Source organism: Burkholderia paludis (assembly GCF_000732615.1).
Taxonomy (GTDB): Bacteria; Pseudomonadota; Gammaproteobacteria; order Burkholderiales; family Burkholderiaceae; genus Burkholderia; species Burkholderia paludis.
Window position 1 is genome coordinate 82,237 of sequence record NZ_JPGL01000036.1, and the last position, 15,549, is coordinate 97,785.

General features: G+C 60.4%; 14 protein-coding genes and 1 pseudogene. 7 read left to right on the forward strand and 8 right to left on the reverse strand.

What is annotated here, in order from left to right; all coding sequences use genetic code 11:
* Positions 1-13: 13 nt before the first annotated feature.
* From GQ56_RS0122700 to GQ56_RS0122715, 4 genes are read right to left on the reverse strand one after another with little or no spacing between them, the layout of a single operon-like run.
* Complete coding sequence (locus GQ56_RS0122700; RefSeq protein ID WP_031400821.1) at positions 14-937, reverse strand: ABC transporter permease; 924 nt, start codon at positions 935-937, stop codon at positions 14-16.
* Positions 937-1,806, reverse strand: a complete 870-nt coding sequence (locus GQ56_RS0122705) for an ABC transporter permease (protein WP_031400822.1) — start codon at positions 1,804-1,806, stop codon at positions 937-939. Before GQ56_RS0122705 ends, GQ56_RS0122700 begins: the two co-directional genes overlap by 1 nt.
* A 40-nt stretch (positions 1,807-1,846) precedes the next feature.
* Positions 1,847-2,926 carry an ABC transporter ATP-binding protein gene (locus GQ56_RS0122710; protein WP_031400823.1) on the reverse strand — a complete coding sequence of 360 codons (1,080 nt, stop codon included), beginning with the start codon at positions 2,924-2,926 and terminating at the stop codon, positions 1,847-1,849.
* A gap of 49 nt (positions 2,927-2,975) precedes the next feature.
* On the reverse strand, positions 2,976-4,142 hold the full coding sequence (locus GQ56_RS0122715; protein WP_031400824.1) for an extracellular solute-binding protein: 1,167 nt from the start codon (positions 4,140-4,142) through the stop codon (positions 2,976-2,978).
* Positions 4,143-4,526: 384 nt separating this feature from the next.
* Here GQ56_RS0122715 and GQ56_RS0122720 point away from each other — a divergent pair, with 384 nt between their 5' ends.
* Positions 4,527-5,231 carry a glutathione S-transferase N-terminal domain-containing protein gene (locus GQ56_RS0122720; RefSeq protein ID WP_031400825.1) on the forward strand — a complete coding sequence of 235 codons (705 nt, stop codon included), beginning with the start codon at positions 4,527-4,529 and terminating at the stop codon, positions 5,229-5,231.
* 176 nt (positions 5,232-5,407) lie between these two features.
* On the opposite strand, the gene GQ56_RS0122725 is transcribed toward GQ56_RS0122720, so the two are convergent.
* Both GQ56_RS0122725 and GQ56_RS0122730 read right to left on the reverse strand, forming a co-directional pair.
* Positions 5,408-6,016: a nucleotidyltransferase domain-containing protein gene (locus tag GQ56_RS0122725; protein WP_031400826.1), complete on the reverse strand. Its 609-nt coding sequence runs from the start codon at positions 6,014-6,016 to the stop codon at positions 5,408-5,410.
* A gap of 149 nt (positions 6,017-6,165) precedes the next feature.
* On the reverse strand, positions 6,166-7,548 hold the full coding sequence (locus GQ56_RS0122730) for an MFS transporter (protein ID WP_235212740.1): 1,383 nt from the start codon (positions 7,546-7,548) through the stop codon (positions 6,166-6,168).
* A 126-nt stretch (positions 7,549-7,674) separates the two neighbouring features.
* On the opposite strand from GQ56_RS0122730, the gene GQ56_RS0122735 reads away from it, so the two are divergent.
* From GQ56_RS0122735 to GQ56_RS39485, 3 genes and pseudogenes are all read left to right on the forward strand, one after another.
* Positions 7,675-8,547 carry a LysR family transcriptional regulator gene (locus tag GQ56_RS0122735; RefSeq protein ID WP_031400828.1) on the forward strand — a complete coding sequence of 291 codons (873 nt, stop codon included), beginning with the start codon at positions 7,675-7,677 and terminating at the stop codon, positions 8,545-8,547.
* 580 nt (positions 8,548-9,127) lie between these two features.
* Complete coding sequence (locus GQ56_RS0122740) at positions 9,128-10,480, forward strand: GTP pyrophosphokinase (RefSeq protein WP_052007316.1); 1,353 nt, start codon at positions 9,128-9,130, stop codon at positions 10,478-10,480.
* Between the two features lie 306 nt (positions 10,481-10,786).
* Positions 10,787-11,413: pseudogene (locus GQ56_RS39485) on the forward strand (tyrosine-type recombinase/integrase).
* Positions 11,414-12,067: 654 nt separating this feature from the next.
* Here the strand turns inward: GQ56_RS39485 and GQ56_RS44570 are convergent.
* Both GQ56_RS44570 and GQ56_RS44575 read right to left on the reverse strand, forming a co-directional pair.
* A complete protein-coding gene (locus tag GQ56_RS44570; protein WP_152601826.1) occupies positions 12,068-12,859 on the reverse strand; it encodes a hypothetical protein in 792 nt (263 codons plus the stop codon).
* Between the two features lie 543 nt (positions 12,860-13,402).
* Positions 13,403-13,750: a hypothetical protein gene (locus tag GQ56_RS44575; protein ID WP_152601827.1), complete on the reverse strand. Its 348-nt coding sequence runs from the start codon at positions 13,748-13,750 to the stop codon at positions 13,403-13,405.
* A 225-nt stretch (positions 13,751-13,975) separates the two neighbouring features.
* Between GQ56_RS44575 and GQ56_RS46600 the strand changes: the two genes are divergently transcribed.
* The 3 genes from GQ56_RS46600 to GQ56_RS44580 all read left to right on the forward strand — a co-directional run bounded on the left by GQ56_RS46600 (position 13,976) and on the right by GQ56_RS44580 (position 15,353).
* The gene (locus tag GQ56_RS46600) at positions 13,976-14,338 is read left to right on the forward strand and encodes a glutathione S-transferase family protein (RefSeq protein ID WP_235212741.1); all 363 of its coding nucleotides are present in this window, start codon (positions 13,976-13,978) and stop codon (positions 14,336-14,338) included.
* A complete protein-coding gene (locus GQ56_RS46605) occupies positions 14,328-14,624 on the forward strand; it encodes a glutathione S-transferase family protein (protein WP_235212742.1) in 297 nt (98 codons plus the stop codon). Before GQ56_RS46600 ends, GQ56_RS46605 begins: the two co-directional genes overlap by 11 nt.
* Before the next feature lie 123 nt (positions 14,625-14,747).
* Positions 14,748-15,353: a hypothetical protein gene (locus GQ56_RS44580; protein WP_152601828.1), complete on the forward strand. Its 606-nt coding sequence runs from the start codon at positions 14,748-14,750 to the stop codon at positions 15,351-15,353.
* Positions 15,354-15,549: the final 196 nt, after the last annotated feature.

The following is a 15,549-nucleotide window of genomic DNA, read 5'->3' on the forward strand; positions in this document are numbered from 1 at the left end:
GTGGCGTCGGCGCCTATTGACGGTCCTGCTTCACGCGGCTCACGAGCTGCGTCGGGCTCACGAACCGCAGCGCGATCACGACCCACGCGAGCGTAATGGCCATGTAGATCATCGCCATCGCGTCGATCGACTGCGGCGCGCGCACGCCGGTGGAGAACACCGCGTAATACAGCGCGACGACGAGCGTCTGCGTGCTCGGGCCCGCCGTGAAGAACGTCAGCTCGAACATCCCGATCGTGCGCACCAGCACGAGCAGCCCCGCCGCGAGCATGCCGGGCACCAGCAGCGGCAGCAGCACGTGGAGGAAATAGCGCCACGTGTTCGCGCCGAAGACGCGCGCGGCGGCCTCGAGATCCGGATCGATCTGCTCGATGAACGGCGTCATCACGAGGATCACGAACGGCAGCGCCGGCACGAGATTCGCGAGGATCACGCCGGGCAGCGTGCCCGCGAGCCCGACCTTGTACATCACGGTCGCCATCGGAATTCCGTACGTGACGGGCGGCACCATCAGCGGCAGCAGGAACACCAGCAGCGCGACGCGCTTGCCGCGGAACCGCACCCGCGCCAGCGCGTACGCGGCCGGCACGCCGAGCGCGATCGACAGCAGCACGACCGCGCCGACGACCTCGACGGTTACCCACAGCACGCTCGCGAGCTGGAAGTCCTCCCACGCCTTGGCATACCAATGCAGCGTGAAGCCCTGCGGCAGCGGCGTGCCGAACCAGCGCGTCGCGATCGAGTTCACCGCGACGGTCGCGATCAGCAGCATCACGTTCAGCAGGAACAACGCCATCAGCCCCCAGACGAGCGCCTGCCACGCGCGGCCGGCGAGACGGCCTCCCGCGCGACGCGGTCGCGTGGCGTCGACGGGGTGCGCATCGGGCGCGTCGTGCTTCGGCGGCCATGCGCGCGCGGCGCGACGGTCGGTCGCCATCAGCCCTTGCCTCCCGTCACCGCGCCGGTATAGAAGAAGCGGCGCGCGCCGAGCATCGACGCGACCGCCAGCAACTGCACGAAACCCATCACGATCGCGATCGCCGATGCGAGCGAATAGTCGTAGCTTTCGAACGCGGCTTCCGCCGCCGCGATCGAGATCACGCGCGTGGGGCCGGCCGGCGCGCCGAGCAGCACGGCCGACGGGAATACCGAGAACGCCTGCACGAACGACAGGCAGGCGGCCATCGTGAGCCCCGGCACGAGCAGCGGCAGGTAGATCCGGCGGAACTGCTGCCACGGGCTCGCGCCGAGCGTCGCCGCCGCGCGCGCGAGCGTCGGGTCGATGCCGCTGATGTACGACAGCATCAGCAGGAACGCGAACGGAAAGCCCGACACGATCAGCGACAGCAGCACGCCCCAGTAGTTGTGCGTCAGGCGCACTTCGCCGGTGTACAGGTGCAGCCCCTGCAACGCCTGCGGGAACCAGCCGTTCGGCCCGAAGTACGTGAGCATCCCGTCGGCGACGAGCACCGTGCCGAGCGTGACCGGAATCACCAGCAGCGTCGTGACGAGCTTCTGGTACGGCGAATGGCGACGCAGCGCGAACGCGACGGGCAGCGCGACGCCGACGTTGAGCAGCGTCGCCGGCACGGCGAGCTTCAGCGTGACCAGCACGGTCGGCCACATCGCGGTGTCGGTGAAGAACTGCACGTAGTTCGCAAGCGCGCCGCCGCCGTTCGTCGGCCGGAACGACAGCACGAGCCCGTACGCGAACGGATAGACGAACAGCGCGACGATGAACGCGAGCGCCGGCATGACGAGCCAGGCCTTCGCGTCGCGCGGCGTGCCGCGGGCGAGCGTGCTCATGCGGCCGTCGCCCGGCGTGACGGCGCGGCGATCGGGCCGTTCATTCGGGCTCTCCCGCATAGACGAGCGTGCGCGACGGCGCGACGCGCAGCCGCAGCCGCTCGCCTGCCGCGCATTCGCCGGCGACCCGCGCCCAGATCGGCCCGAACGGCGTCGCCGCGTGGATCAGCGAATCGCGGCCGCCGTACTCGATCGTCTCGATCGTCGCGTCGAACGCGTTGTCGCCCGCATCGCCGGCGCGCTCGATGTCGTCGGGGCGCAGCGCCACCATGACGTCCTTCGTGTCGAAGCCGGCCATCGGCACCCCCGCGAGGCGCACGCCGCCCGCGGCGACGCTCACGCGGTCGCCGGCCGTCCCTTCGAGCGTGAACGGCAACACGTTGCGATACCCCATGAAACGCGCGACATGGAGGTTGCGCGGGCGCGTGTAGACGTCCTTCGGCGTCGCGACCTGCTGCACGACGCCCGCCTTCATCACGACGATGCGATCGGCCATCGACAGCGCCTCGTCCTGGTCGTGCGTCACGTAGATCGTCGCGCGTTCGAGCTGCGTGTGAATGCGGCGGATCTCGGCGCGCATCTCGATGCGCAGCTTCGTGTCGAGGTTCGACAGCGGCTCGTCCATCAGCACGAGCGGCGGCTCGATCACGATCGCGCGTGCAATCGCGACGCGCTGCTGCTGGCCGCCCGACAACTGCGCCGGCAGCTTGCCCTCGTGCCCGACGAGCTGCACGCGTTCGAGCGCCTGCTGCGCGCGCCGCCGCGTTTCCTGCTTCGGCACGCCGCGCATCCTGAGGCCGAAGCCGACGTTGTCGAGCACCGACATGTGCGGAAACAGCGCATAGTTCTGGAACACCATCCCGAAGCCGCGACGCTCGGGCGGCAGCACGTCGATGCGCGTGTCGTCGAGCCAGATGCCGCCGCGCGTCAGCGGTTGCAGCCCCGCGATGCAGTTCAGCGCGGTCGACTTGCCACAGCCCGACGGGCCGAGCAGCGCGATGAACTCGCCGCGCCGGATCTCGAGATCGAGCCCGCTCAGCGCGGCGACCGGCACACCCTGCGCATTGGTGAAACTGCGGCACACGTCGTCGAGCCGCAGCCGTTCGAAACCGTGCTTCATTCCACGAACTCCGTCGGCGCGGGCGCGACGGCGCCCGCCGGTCCATGCGTTACTTCGACTTCTGCGAACCGATCTCGCGATCCCATTTCTGGAACGCGGCGACCATCGCCTGCGCGCCGAGCGGCTGCACGTGCGGGCGCTCGGCGAGCAGCTTCGCGTATTCGGGGCGGCCGAACTTGCGGATCACTTCCTGGCTGTGCGCGGGCGCCATCTCGAGCGTCACGCCCTTCACGGCCGGGCCCGGATAGAAGTAGCCGTCGTCGTAGGTCATCGCCTGCTGCGCCGGTTCCAGCAGGAAGTTCATCAGCTTGAACAGCACGTCGAGCTTTTCCTTCGGCACGCCCTTCGGGATCACCATGTAGTGCGCATCGTTGACCCACGTCATGTTGTCGAACGCCTGGACCCGGAACTCGGCCGGCACGATGCCGAGCGCGCGCGGGTTGAGATCCCAGCCCGTGACGGTCACGGTCATGTCGCGGGTGCCCTCGCCGAGCTCCTTCATCACCGCCGACGTGCCGCCCGGGTAGTAAGGAATGCAGTCGTTCAGCGCCTTGAGGAACGCCCAGGTCTTGTCCCAGCCGTTGATCGGATCCTGCGGATTCCGGTCGCCGAGCACGTACGGCAGCCCCATCAGGAACGTGCGGCCGGGGCCCGAATTGGCCGGGCGCGCGTAGATCAGCTTGTCCGGGTGCGCCTTGCACCACGCGAGCAGCTGCTCGGGCGTCCTCGGCGGGTTGCCGACCTTCGCGGGGTTGTATTCGAGCAGCGGGCCGGCGGGCATGTAGGCGACTTCAAGGCCGAAACCCTGGGCGAGTTCCTGCATCTTGCGCGGGCCCGGCGCGTATCGGTCGAGCACGCCGGGCAACGCGGCCGCGTTGTCGGGCAGGAGCTTCAGCCACAGGTTCTGCTCGATGCCGGCGGCCAGTGCGTCGGTGCCCGTCAGCACGAGGTCGATGTCGGCGCGCCCCGCCGCCTGCATCGCCTTGATCTTGCCCGGCAGTTGCGGCGCGGGCGCGTTCGTGAACGTGACGTTCGACACGAGGTTCGGATTTTTGTCCCGGAAGGCTTCGATCGCCTTCTGCGTGAGCTGCAGGTTGCCCGCGACATCCACGATGTTCAGCGATACGGGCGCGGCGGCGGCTGTCGCGGCCGACAGCGCGAAACCCAGTGCGAGTGCGATCCGGCGGACATGGCGAGCGATCGGGGTGGCGTTCATGTCTCCTCACTTCGGTCGGTGGACGGGACCGTTCTTTTCAGGAAATCATGACGGCGTTATACGATGTCGGTCAACAAAAAACCGTGGCGCGCGGGGCAGGACTTTCCCTGACAAAAACCTTCCAGGATTTCGCGACTCGGCGCGCAGAACGCATTCCGGAAGCAGGCGCGCGCCGTCGCGCCACGCGTGTTAGGACATCGTATGTCGGCGAGCGGGCCGCCGGCCGCGTTTGGCGCGGGCGCGACGGCCGCCCCGGACGGGCCGCGGCACGACGTCCGGATGCGGGCACCGCCTGCACCCATCGCGGCGATCGGCTACAGTGGGCGTCTTGGCGCGCGCCGGCCCGGCGCTGCGCGGATCATCCCCTTCGACGAGCGAACCTTCATGCCCGACCTGTCCGCCTTCCCGATCACGCAAAAGTGGCCGGCCCAGCACCCTGACCGTCTCCAGCTCTACTCGCTGCCGACGCCGAACGGCGTCAAGGTGTCGATCATGCTCGAGGAAACCGGCCTGCCGTACGAGCCGCACCTCGTGCGCTTCGACACGAACGACCAGCTGTCGCCCGAATTCCTGTCGCTGAACCCGAACAACAAGATCCCGGCGATCGTCGATCCGGACGGCCCCGGCGGCAAGCCGCTGCCGCTGTTCGAATCGGGCGCGATCCTGATCTATCTCGCGGACAAGACGGGCCAACTGATCCCGAAGGATCTCGCAGGCCGCTACGAGACGATCCAGTGGGTGATGTTCCAGATGGGCGGCATCGGGCCGATGTTCGGCCAGGTCGGCTTCTTCCACAAGTTCGCCGGCCGCGATTACGAGGACAAGCGCCCGCGCGACCGCTACGTCGACGAGTCGAAGCGCCTGCTCGGCGTGCTCGATGCGCATCTCGCGAACCGCCAGTGGATGATGGGCGACACCTACACGATCGCCGATATCGCGATCTTCCCGTGGGTGCGCAACCTCGTCGGCTTTTATGAAGCGGGCGATCTGGTCGGTTTCAGCGAATTCCGCAACGTCGCGCGCGTGCTCGACGCGTTCGTTGCACGCCCGGCTGTTGCGCGTGGGCTCAACATTCCGGCGCGGGGCTGACTGGTTACGTGGGCGCACGCTGTGCGGCCTGAGGTCTGTGGACTTGAACCGCCCGCCGCATTGTGCGGCGGGTTTTTTGGGGGCATTGCGATTTTTCAGGGAAGACCGGGAAGACCGTCGGTGTTCGGACTGGCCGGATCGTCGACAATCCTCACGGCAAGACGGTAGGTAGCGCTTTACAGCGCTCGCGCCCATTCATTCCCGGGGTGGAGGACATCGAGGCAATCTTTCAGCCAGGCGCGTTCGATAACCGGCAGTTTGTGCAACGCTCCCTGGAAATCTTGCTCGTCTTTTGGGCGCGGAGCCCTAGCCTTGAAAAGAAGTACGGCGGAAGGGTTCAGATAAGGGATGTCGTCAGCGGTTCTCATCACCATTTCGGCGCGAGGTCGCTTGAACGATGGATCCCTCTTGTAGGCCCAGAATTCGTTGGTTCCCGGCTCGATCATCATATCGATTCGCCAACATTCCAAAGCGCGGTCAAAACCCCAGAATTGCATAACCTCTGCTGGCGGATGCTGGTCTGCCGGCAGATTTGCGACCACGCCAGCGTGGGCAGTGTAGAACTCCAAATCACTGAACGCCCGACGAAAGCTGCTGAAATTCTCTCGCAATATTGTGAATTCCAGATCGCTATGTTCGCGAGTCTGCGCGCCGTGCCAAAGATCGAGGGCCCATCCACCTGCGACGCACCAAGGCAAACCTATACCGCTCAACCGTTGAGCCAGTTCAGCCGGTTGCCACGCATTCCATGCTTCCTGGTCCGGTATGTCCGCTTGAGTGTTCATCGTTTCGGAGCGACGTTTTGTTTCGGAGCTTCGGATTTTCTCACAAGGCAATCGGCGCGCATGGTTCACAAATGCAGGCGGTTTATGCCTGTCGCATGAGACTGTGAGCGGCCAACACCAGTCTCTCGCGTGCAACCACTCCATGACATTTAAACGTCCGCTTTGAGTTTACGAATGGCCATACTCTGCCGAGCCGGCTCCGTCGCCGTATTGAGGTTGCGCATGGCTATCGCGGCTCCCGCAAGCAACAGCAGGGCAGAAGTAGCGAGTGCCTGCTCGATGCCGTGCATGAACGGCGCTCTTTCAGTGTGACGCACAAAGAAGCCAAACAGAGCGACGCCCATCACGCCTCCGATCTGTCGGCCCGCGTTCAGTAAACCGGACGCGATACCCGACTGTGCGCTGCCCACCGCCGCAAGCATCGCGTGGGTGATGGTCGGAATCGTGAGGGCTACGCCGCTGCCTGCCAGCAACATCGGCAATGCGAGCACCCAGTGAGACTGTGCGGCGAGCGCCGGTATCATCGCCAGATATCCCATGGCGGAGATCAGCATGCCGGCCGTTGCCAACGCGCGCGCGCTGATCCGGTTGGCCAGTCGTCCAGCAACGATATTCATGGCCATGAGGATGCCCATCATCGGCAGGAATGCCACGCCTGTAGATACCGGCGTCGTATGCCAGATCGTCTGAAAGAGCAGACTCAACGTGAAGACGACGCCGTAAAAGACCAGATTCAGGATCATGCCGATGCCGGTCGTGCTCAGAACCGTCCTGTTTCGCCATAATGTGGGCGGCAGCATAGCGCCGGGGTTGCGCGCTTCCAGCCGCATGAACGCGATTCCCGATGCGAGGCTCAGTGCGAGCGCGCCGAGAATGACCGGGTTCTTCCAACCGAGGGCGCTGGCCTCCGTCAGTGCGTATGTGAGCGCGGCAAGCATAAGCGCACCAGTCAGTTGCCCAGGAACGTCCAAATTGCGGTCCCGTTGCGCCTCGATGCCCGGCGCGAAGCGCCATGTCAGCCAGAGGCCGACGATGCCGACCGGCACGTTCACGAGAAAGATGCTGCGCCACCCGAACGCGGTGACTAGCAGGCCGCCGATTACCGGGCCGGCGGCCAGCGCAATGCCGCCACCGGCGCCCCACCAGCCGATCGCCCGGCCACGAGCCGCTGGGTCCTCGAACGCTAGCCGCAGGATGGCCAGTGAGTTCGGGACCAACAGCGACGCGCCCACTCCCTGGACCAGACGCCATGCGAGCAACGCCTCCAGCGACTGCGCGATGCCGCAACCGATCGAAGCCAGCATGAACATCGCATAGCCGGCCATGAATACGCGCTTGGTGCCGAACCGATCGCCGAGCGCGCCGGCCATCAACAGCGATGACGCAAAGACGAGCGCGTATGCGTTGACGACCCATTGGAGGCCGGTGACGTTCGCGCGAAAAACAGCCCGCAGTGAGTCAAGCGCGACATTGACGACGCTAACGTCAATCAGCACGACGACGAAGCCAAGGCATGTCGCAATCTGGACCAAGCGAGGATGGATTCTTGAGGAGGTGTGCATGAGAGGCCCTTCGAATACGGAAGGTAGTAGCCTAAGAGACCTCCTTCTGTGCGAATATTCCGTAAACGCGCACGGCCAATTGGAGAAAACGCACCGATGTTCGACTGGGAAAACCTGCGTTTCTTCGTTGCCGTTGCGCAATCGGGTAGTCTTTCGGCGGCCGCGCGTCGGCTGAGGGTCGATCACGCGACGGTCGGCCGGCGCTTGAGCGCGTTCGAAGCCGAACTGAACATGCGTGTTGTCGACCGGCTGCCGCGAGCCTGCCGGCTGACGGCCGCTGGGCGTCAGGTTTTCGAGGTTGCCGCGAAGATGGAGGAACACGCGTTCTCCATCGAGCGGCTCGCGCTGGCGGAGCAGGCTCCCATGCAGGGCACTGCAGTGCTCAGTGTGCCACCTGTACTCGCGAACAATCTCTTCGCAAACCACCTGCATGTATTCGCGCAATTGCACCCGGGAATTCGATTGGCGATTGCCAGTCAGGCGCAGAGCGTGTCGCTGGGGCGTCGCGAGGCAGATGTCGCGATACGCCTGTTCCGTCCCGAGGAGCCGCAAAACGTAACGCGCAAACTCGGCGAAATGGCCTTTGCGCTCTATGCAAGTCGGGAGTATGCGGCGGCATCGACGCCGAGCGATTGGGCATTGATTGGGTATGAATCTCAATACGCCGAGATGCCGCATCAGAAGTGGCTTCAGGCGATCGCTCAAGGGCGCCGCATTGTCTGCGAGGTAAGTGACATCACCATGCAGCACGCAGCGGCGCGCTCGGGTATCGGCGTTGCCGGCCTGCCGGTGTTCATCGGCGAGAACGATCCCTCGTTGCAGCGTCTACCATTCGACGGCGAGCCGTTTCGTCGCGAAATCTGGCTGGTCGTGCATCCTGACCTAAGGCATTCCCCAACGATTCGCGCGGTCGTCGACTTCGCCGTAGACGTTGTCAGAAAGACATTTGAGCCGATTGCCGAGCCCTAGCACACGCCACTTTCGGACCGTTGAGCGTGGCGTCGGATATGTATGTCACAGCGGACACACGTCGCGGGAATTCACGCTTGGCCGTTATGGGTCGGCTACACCCGGTCGCGACCGGCGGCATCCGGCCAGTAAGCGACCGTCGTCCGATGCGCGCGAGGGCATTCAGAAGGCAGATCCACTCAGTAAGCGGTCTTTCGATCGCCAAAAGCTGACGTCGCGTTATCGGCCTTAGCGGTCGCTCACCGTTCGACATTGGTGTGTGCGCGACTCGCACAGAACTAACCGCTCGCGGAGAACAACAGCGAACAGCCGCAGGACATATTGGCATACCTGGAAGGTCCGCCATGGTTGATCGCGTTGAGTAGGTGCGGGCATTATGACGAGACGGAAGGCGACCAGTTGGAGCGCTGCCCGTTGCCATGCTACGATCTGCAGCATTAAAGCAGACATGCGTGTAGTCACTGCTGTAATGTGGCGAAAAACCCGTTCCGTCTTGCGTTAACGCTTCGAGCACTTTCTTGAGGAAATACTCTCTGGCAAGTGCGCTTGGCTACAGATCAACAGGAAACAAAATAAATACATGGCCAATTCGTCTTCGGGAAGCGATATCATCGCTCAGTTTATCGCGCGCTATCGCCGTGAATACGATTTTTTTGAACAAGCTGGCCGTATTGTCGCCCAGCAACTCGAAATTCAGCTAGATTCGTCGGGCATCCGCGCGATGGTTACATCGAGGGCGAAAAATCCGAAGCGACTTGAAACGAAGATTAGGCAGCGCAACGCGGAAAAAAACTACGGCACGGTTGACGATATTTACTCCGACATCGTGGATTTGGCGGGTGTTCGAGTCGCGCTGTACTTTCCTGCTGAGCGAGACGAAGTCGACAAGATCGTGCAAGATCGCTTCACCTTGACGGAGCCCCCGAAGGTCTTCAAGGGAACGTCAAATTCGAAATATGAAAAGCGATTTTCTGGTTACTGGGCCACGCACTACAGACTTCAAATACGTGAGGCCACGCTTGCAGACGCTAACAAGAGGTTTGCCGAGGCTCGTGTGGAGGTGCAAGTGGCCTCGGTTTTGATGCATGCGTGGTCTGAAGTCGAACATGACCTCGTCTATAAGCCTTTGCAAGGCACCTTGTCCGAAGACGAACTAGCCATTTTGGATGAACTGAATGGCATGATGCTGGCTGGTGAAATCGCGCTGGAGAGACTACAACGTGCTGCAGAAGTCCGCTTGTCCAAACAGGGGGCTCATTTCGAAAATCATTTCGATCTCGCGTCGTTTTTAGTCAAATATGGTCGATCAAAATTTGGTGACCTCTCAGGCGAACCGGTGATCGGCGATGTCCAATTGCTGTTCAGGCTTCTCACATTGTTGAAAATTTCAACTGCCGATCAGCTTCAGCCATATCTCGCAAGTCTAGCTCCCGACACTGAGCGGCGCCCTCTCGCGCAGCAAATTACAGACCAAATACTGGCGGCCGATCCTAAGCGATACGACGCGTATGCAACAGCGCGTCAACAGGATACAGCTAGTGATAGTGGATCGAGTGCAGAATTCAGAGATTTTACGTCCGCGAATCAATATTCATCCCACGGTGCTATTGGTTTCTTTGTTGAGAAATGGATCGTTTTAGAACGTTTTTTGCGTGAGTTCGCCAAACTACGTGGGATGACAGAGGCTGGAGCGATGCCTTCCCCGAAGTACATACGGGCGCTCGAAGTATTTGATCCAAGCGAGTTGAACGAGATCGAACGTATCCGGCGATTCAGAAACTATCTCGTGCACGGAGTAGAGATTCCAGACCTTGAGTTTGTATTAAATCTTGGCAAGGAGCTTTCAGATATTCTGAATAAACTTCTGGAAGACCCCCGCCCTGAGGTTCAGCAGGCTGCTCGAGCCGCGTTCGAGGGGGTTGGAAAAGGCTGATTTTGTGTTTATGCGCACCTATGCGTCAGTTCAGCTCAGGACATCGGGCTTTGGTTGTGTAATTTGGTGTTGACGTTACCGATCGTATGGTTCGATAAGAGTGACGCACGAACGTTGTTGAGTGCCCGTCCGATCTCGCCCGATTGACTGCATCAAACATTTGTCATTGAGATCGATGTTCAAATGTCCGCTCTACCTTGAGCTCCTCCGTCGAAGTAGCACGGAGTCGAAGGGCGGTTATGGGTCGGTTAGCGTCCGCCCGAAGGAGCGCAGACTGGATCTCCCCTCGATTGAAAGGAGATTGTCATGGAAGCCAAGAACCCGACGACCGGTCATCGTGTGCCGTGGAACAAGGGCAAACTTACCGGGCAAAAGCCTCCGCTGAAGCTCCGAGAGATCTGGGCGATTCGGACGCGGCTTCAGATGGCTGCGAACATTCGTGAACTGGCAATTTTCAACCTTGCGATCGACAGCAAGCTGCGGGCGTGCGACCTGACGCGGTTGCAAGTGCAGGATGTCTGCCCGGGCAGTCATGTTGGATCCCGGGCAACAGTCATGCAGCAGAAGACGCAACGGCCAGTACAGTTCGAGATTACGGAGCAGACACGCCAAAGCCTCGAAGCCTGAATCGCGGCGTGGGGCTTGAAGTCCGCCGACTATCTTTTTCCAAGTCGGGTGCATGCTTCGCCGCATCTGTCGACGCGACAATATGCCCGGCTGGTACATCGTTGGGTCGCCTCGATTGGACTTGACGATACCGCGTATGGTACCCATACGATGCGGCGCACAAAGGCTTCCCTGATCTACCGGCGGACGAAGAACCTTCGGGCGGTCCAGCTCCTGCTCGGGCACACCAAGCTCGAAAGCACGGTTCGCTACCTCGGCATTGAAGTCGGCGATGCCCTTGAGATGGCGGAGCAAACTGAAGTTTGATGACGTGACAGCCGGCGAGCGGTCGCTTGCCGGCCATCAAGGGACGTTGATCTCGCTCGCAGCTTGGCCATTCAGACGGTTGGTCTCCTTAACAAACGGCCAGTCGACGACTGGCACTATTGGTATGCGCAAACATCGCCGCAGTAACAATCAGACTTTCACGTGGGCTGGTCGAGAAACAGCCCTACGACGGGCAATCTCATGCGGGATGAATTGCAACTCAGAGTCGGTGGATTGATATGATTTCCCGTGTCAATCGGAACTGGTTTTCTCGCTTGCGTTTCATGCGGTGCAAGAATTTCCTAAGGGTGACGTAGCAGTAAGTCTCGACGGTGGATCACACGGATATCAGTCTGAATTTGTACAGCCCCCCTGGCACAAACTCTTGAAATCCTCCACAGTCCGCCGCAGCCTTTGAGCACATGTCTTGATCAAAATCGTTAAAACAGGTACGCACTGTGTTCTTCGTGATATAGCAACAACCCGTTATACGCGCGATAGTTTATCGGAAAGGCTTTCTCGAACTCGCTTAACTGAGTCTTCTATTTATCGGCGGCTGGAAGCTTCGTTATTTTCGCCCATGATCTTCTCCTCCAAATGAAAGCGAGGTGATAGTCCGACTACTCTTGCGATTTGTAGTCAAACGGGTTGGATTCATTTGTTAGTCAAAGAATTCTGATTACAGGTGCACACGCTGCTGTGCCAACCGGTGGCGTCGCAGGCGGGCTTTTGACAATTTGCTGTGTAACCGAGCGCGCAGACCTTTCCGCAACCCGGATCTGTCGGGGCCCGCAACAGCCCCTGCGGGCACGCATCATAAGTCCCAGCAGATATCGAGCAATTCGAGAGTACCGGAGCCGGAGTATCTGGTTTGGGGACGACTTGGCCATGTACGGTGATATCTGCTCGCATCGATCCGACGTTATCGCCAAGGTCGTCATCATTAGGGCTAAATCCCAGTTCGCCCTGGATTCCTTTGTCCAGATGCACCTTGAAGTCAGGCTCGTGAGTCGCAAGGTTCGGCGTGTCAGAGACTTTATCTGCCATCGTTACCACATGAACGAGTTTGTTACCGACGAAAATAATCACGGCACCTTCGGCGTGGCCAGGAGCCGGATAGTGCGAGCCGCCCGGTCCAAAGCCCATGAATTTACAGAGCCCGCCCTTGCAATCCCCTCCAGCGGGAGCACCCGGATCGCCCGCGGCTCCAGATCGCCTGCCGTCTCCCCATACACCCCACTGCCCGGAAATAACGATGTCCACGCTGTCAGTAGGACTCACGTACACTCGCGCATCGGTGAGCGGATCTCTGGAAGATATGTTAATTGACGACTGACCGTCTGCTCTCCCAACGGACGCGATGCAAAAACCAACCACAAACAACGCCGTTCTAACAACCATTATCAGGAATTCACCTTTCGAGACCAGACGATCATGAACTAGCATTGCAGTCTCCCTTCATTGATTTGCCAACTTGTGGTGGATTACAAAAATGTATCAGGCGCCGCCTCTCTTTGACGAACAGTCAAAGTAACAATAGTTGAGCGTTCAGCTGGGAGCAACCGCTTAATTTATCTCACGTGTTCGCGTTCGCTTCTGGCTGCCGATTCTCGAGTACTTTCCGCGCAGAAAAACGATCCGTGAGTAGCTAGATGAAAAAATCCGGAGCTGGATAGGAATCCATTCCTCAAATGCTCGACGACGATGAGCCGATATCACATACCGGGTTCACACTGACCGTCGCCTCGACGCGACGCTGTCACGATTCGAACACCTGACATTCGAGGCCGCCGGGATGTGCCTGTCGGGGCAGCAACCCATAATTTCCTCATCGGATAGGTATGTGTGTGTCGACAACGGCACGCATGTCTTGCCGGGCGGAGAGGGAATATGACCGTTGTACCTTGAAAGTGGTCCCCGAACTATCGCAACGGCGGATGTCCGTTCAGGGTCGGAAGTCGCCCGTCGCAGAGCAGCGGCCGGCGGAATTCAGCCAGCAAGCGGGTAGACCTCGCCTTCATCGCCCCGGATGACGGCAGAAAGCGCCACGGCCAGTTGCATAGCCGCCGCCATCGTTGGATCGACCTCGGATAGATTCCGAGGCGCGTTGAAACTTGCACGGCCCCGATTCCAGCTAAAGGCCTCGATCCATTCGCCATCGACAAGGACCGCGACATCGCCAGGTCTTCCCGGAATCGAAATCCTTTCGCCCGTCACTGGATTCACCGACGTGACCGGGCGCTCGTCTTCTTTTAAAGAGGCTTGCCCGAGGATAGCGGCCCGCCATTCATCCAGCGAGATGGACGGATCGCGTTCGATGTGCAGTCGATAAACCATGGCAGAAACCGGACTGGTAGGGGGGGATTACGCTAACACGAATGACAGCTCAGGAGAAAACCGGGTAGTCGCAAGGGGGCACGAAGGTGTCGTCGAGCGGCGCGGGGCGGCGTCGGGCGGCATCCGGCCACGAAGTGCCGTTCGACACTTTGGGCAAGATCGTCAACAATGACAGTATGCGGTTGCCGAGAGGCCGCACCTTTCATGTGCGACTGGAGCGATGCTGTGACAATCACGGAAGCGGTAAGGGTCTACGGAGCCGCATGGAGCGTGTATGTGCGGATCGTAAGGCTGGCTCTCGAAGAGAAGCGGATCACATATGATTTGGTCGAGGTGGATGTTTTCGCAAAGACAGGTGTTCCGCAAGAGCATTTGGCACACCACCCGTTCGGCCGTATCCCGGCCTTTGAGCATGGCGAATTCCATCTTTACGAAACCAGCGCGATTGTTCGTTACATCGACGACGCTTTCCCGGGATGCGAGCTGCAGCCGACGGAACCGAAAGCCCGCGCCAAGGTAAATCAGATAGTCGGTTTGATGGACGCATACGCTTACCAAACGCTCGTTTGGGACATATATGTATGTTGAACGTGTAGTTTCAGCCCGCGAAGGTCGGCCACCCAACGAGCACAAAATCGCCGCAGCGCTGCCACGCGCGGCAGTATGCTTATCTGAATTGACCAGACTGTCGGATGACCGAGGATTTTTGATCGGCGACACGACGACACTCGCTGATCTGTACGCCGCACCGATCTTCGCTTGCTTCATGCAGGCGCCGGAAGCCATGTCATTAATGAAAGGATGCGAAAAACTGGCTGTCTGGTGGCAGCAATTTGCCGCTCGCGACAGCATGTCCCGAACAATGGCGCAATAACCGCGTGCGGCACACCACGGCCAATACCAGCCAGTCGACGACGGGCTCAAGATAGCCGACAATCCGCTATCGTTGGGCGCCCGTTCTACGCCGCGACGCATACGATCCTTGGACAAATAGGAAATGAAAACTCGGCAGATCATCGCGTACATCCTGTTCATCGGCGTGGTCTCGATTTTCCCCGTAGCTTTCATCCTCTCTGGCGCGGTCTCTGACTCTTTCGCAAATACTACGCTTCGTAGCCGGTTCGATCCTGTGCTGATCGGATTTGGTGTAGCCGCCATGTTTGTCATAGCGATCTGTACGCTGACTCGCATGTCGACAAGGCAGGTGAATTCAAACACTCGCACTAGCAGGCGCCAATTGACCGGCCTCTTGCTCCTTGTCTTCGCGTATCTCGTCTTTTCCGGCTGCATGCTGACGGATGCTGGCGAACGACTACTTGTCCGAACCACATCCCACGAAAGTCGCTATTACCTGACATCCGCACAACCAATGTCGAGGAAATGCCAAAACCCCGTGACTTGGTACGATCGTCAAGTCGATGGCATGGTATTCACCTGCTCGACATTTGCGCTCTTCGACTATCCGGCCGACTGGCATGCACGCAGAGCGTCAATTGTTCATGTGCTGACCGGCCCGTATGGTGTTCGAGTTCTTTCGATTCATGCCATTGATTCCTTCTTCGGTCGGCAAGACCTGAAGGCGTTGGGGGGGCATCGTGGATAGCTTGTAGCCCCCCACGCAGCCCAAGGTAGCCTGCGTGGCAATTTTGAACGTCTGATTTGGACAATACGCATTGTCCGCAACGGGTCCGCAAGCGACGTCCACGAAAATCCACGAAGAACCTGGTTTTTGCCCACAGCGTGCGTTTGCGTGACGCATTCGGCGACGTTACCTTCCGTCCGCCCCGTCCGCCCCCCCG

Coding starts and splice junctions, on each gene's coding strand:
- GQ56_RS0122725 (WP_031400826.1), bottom strand. CDS start 6,016: ATGAACACTCAAGCGGACATACCGGACCAGGAAGCATGGAATGCGTGG.
- GQ56_RS44580 (WP_152601828.1), top strand. CDS start 14,748: ATGAAAACTCGGCAGATCATCGCGTACATCCTGTTCATCGGCGTGGTC.
- GQ56_RS46605 (WP_235212742.1), top strand. CDS start 14,328: ATGTATGTTGAACGTGTAGTTTCAGCCCGCGAAGGTCGGCCACCCAAC.
- GQ56_RS0122705 (WP_031400822.1), bottom strand. CDS start 1,806: ATGAGCACGCTCGCCCGCGGCACGCCGCGCGACGCGAAGGCCTGGCTC.
- GQ56_RS0122715 (WP_031400824.1), bottom strand. CDS start 4,142: ATGAACGCCACCCCGATCGCTCGCCATGTCCGCCGGATCGCACTCGCA.
- GQ56_RS0122720 (WP_031400825.1), top strand. CDS start 4,527: ATGCCCGACCTGTCCGCCTTCCCGATCACGCAAAAGTGGCCGGCCCAG.
- GQ56_RS0122735 (WP_031400828.1), top strand. CDS start 7,675: ATGTTCGACTGGGAAAACCTGCGTTTCTTCGTTGCCGTTGCGCAATCG.
- GQ56_RS44575 (WP_152601827.1), bottom strand. CDS start 13,750: ATGGTTTATCGACTGCACATCGAACGCGATCCGTCCATCTCGCTGGAT.
- GQ56_RS0122740 (WP_052007316.1), top strand. CDS start 9,128: ATGGCCAATTCGTCTTCGGGAAGCGATATCATCGCTCAGTTTATCGCG.
- GQ56_RS44570 (WP_152601826.1), bottom strand. CDS start 12,859: ATGCTAGTTCATGATCGTCTGGTCTCGAAAGGTGAATTCCTGATAATG.
- GQ56_RS0122700 (WP_031400821.1), bottom strand. CDS start 937: ATGGCGACCGACCGTCGCGCCGCGCGCGCATGGCCGCCGAAGCACGAC.
- GQ56_RS0122710 (WP_031400823.1), bottom strand. CDS start 2,926: ATGAAGCACGGTTTCGAACGGCTGCGGCTCGACGACGTGTGCCGCAGT.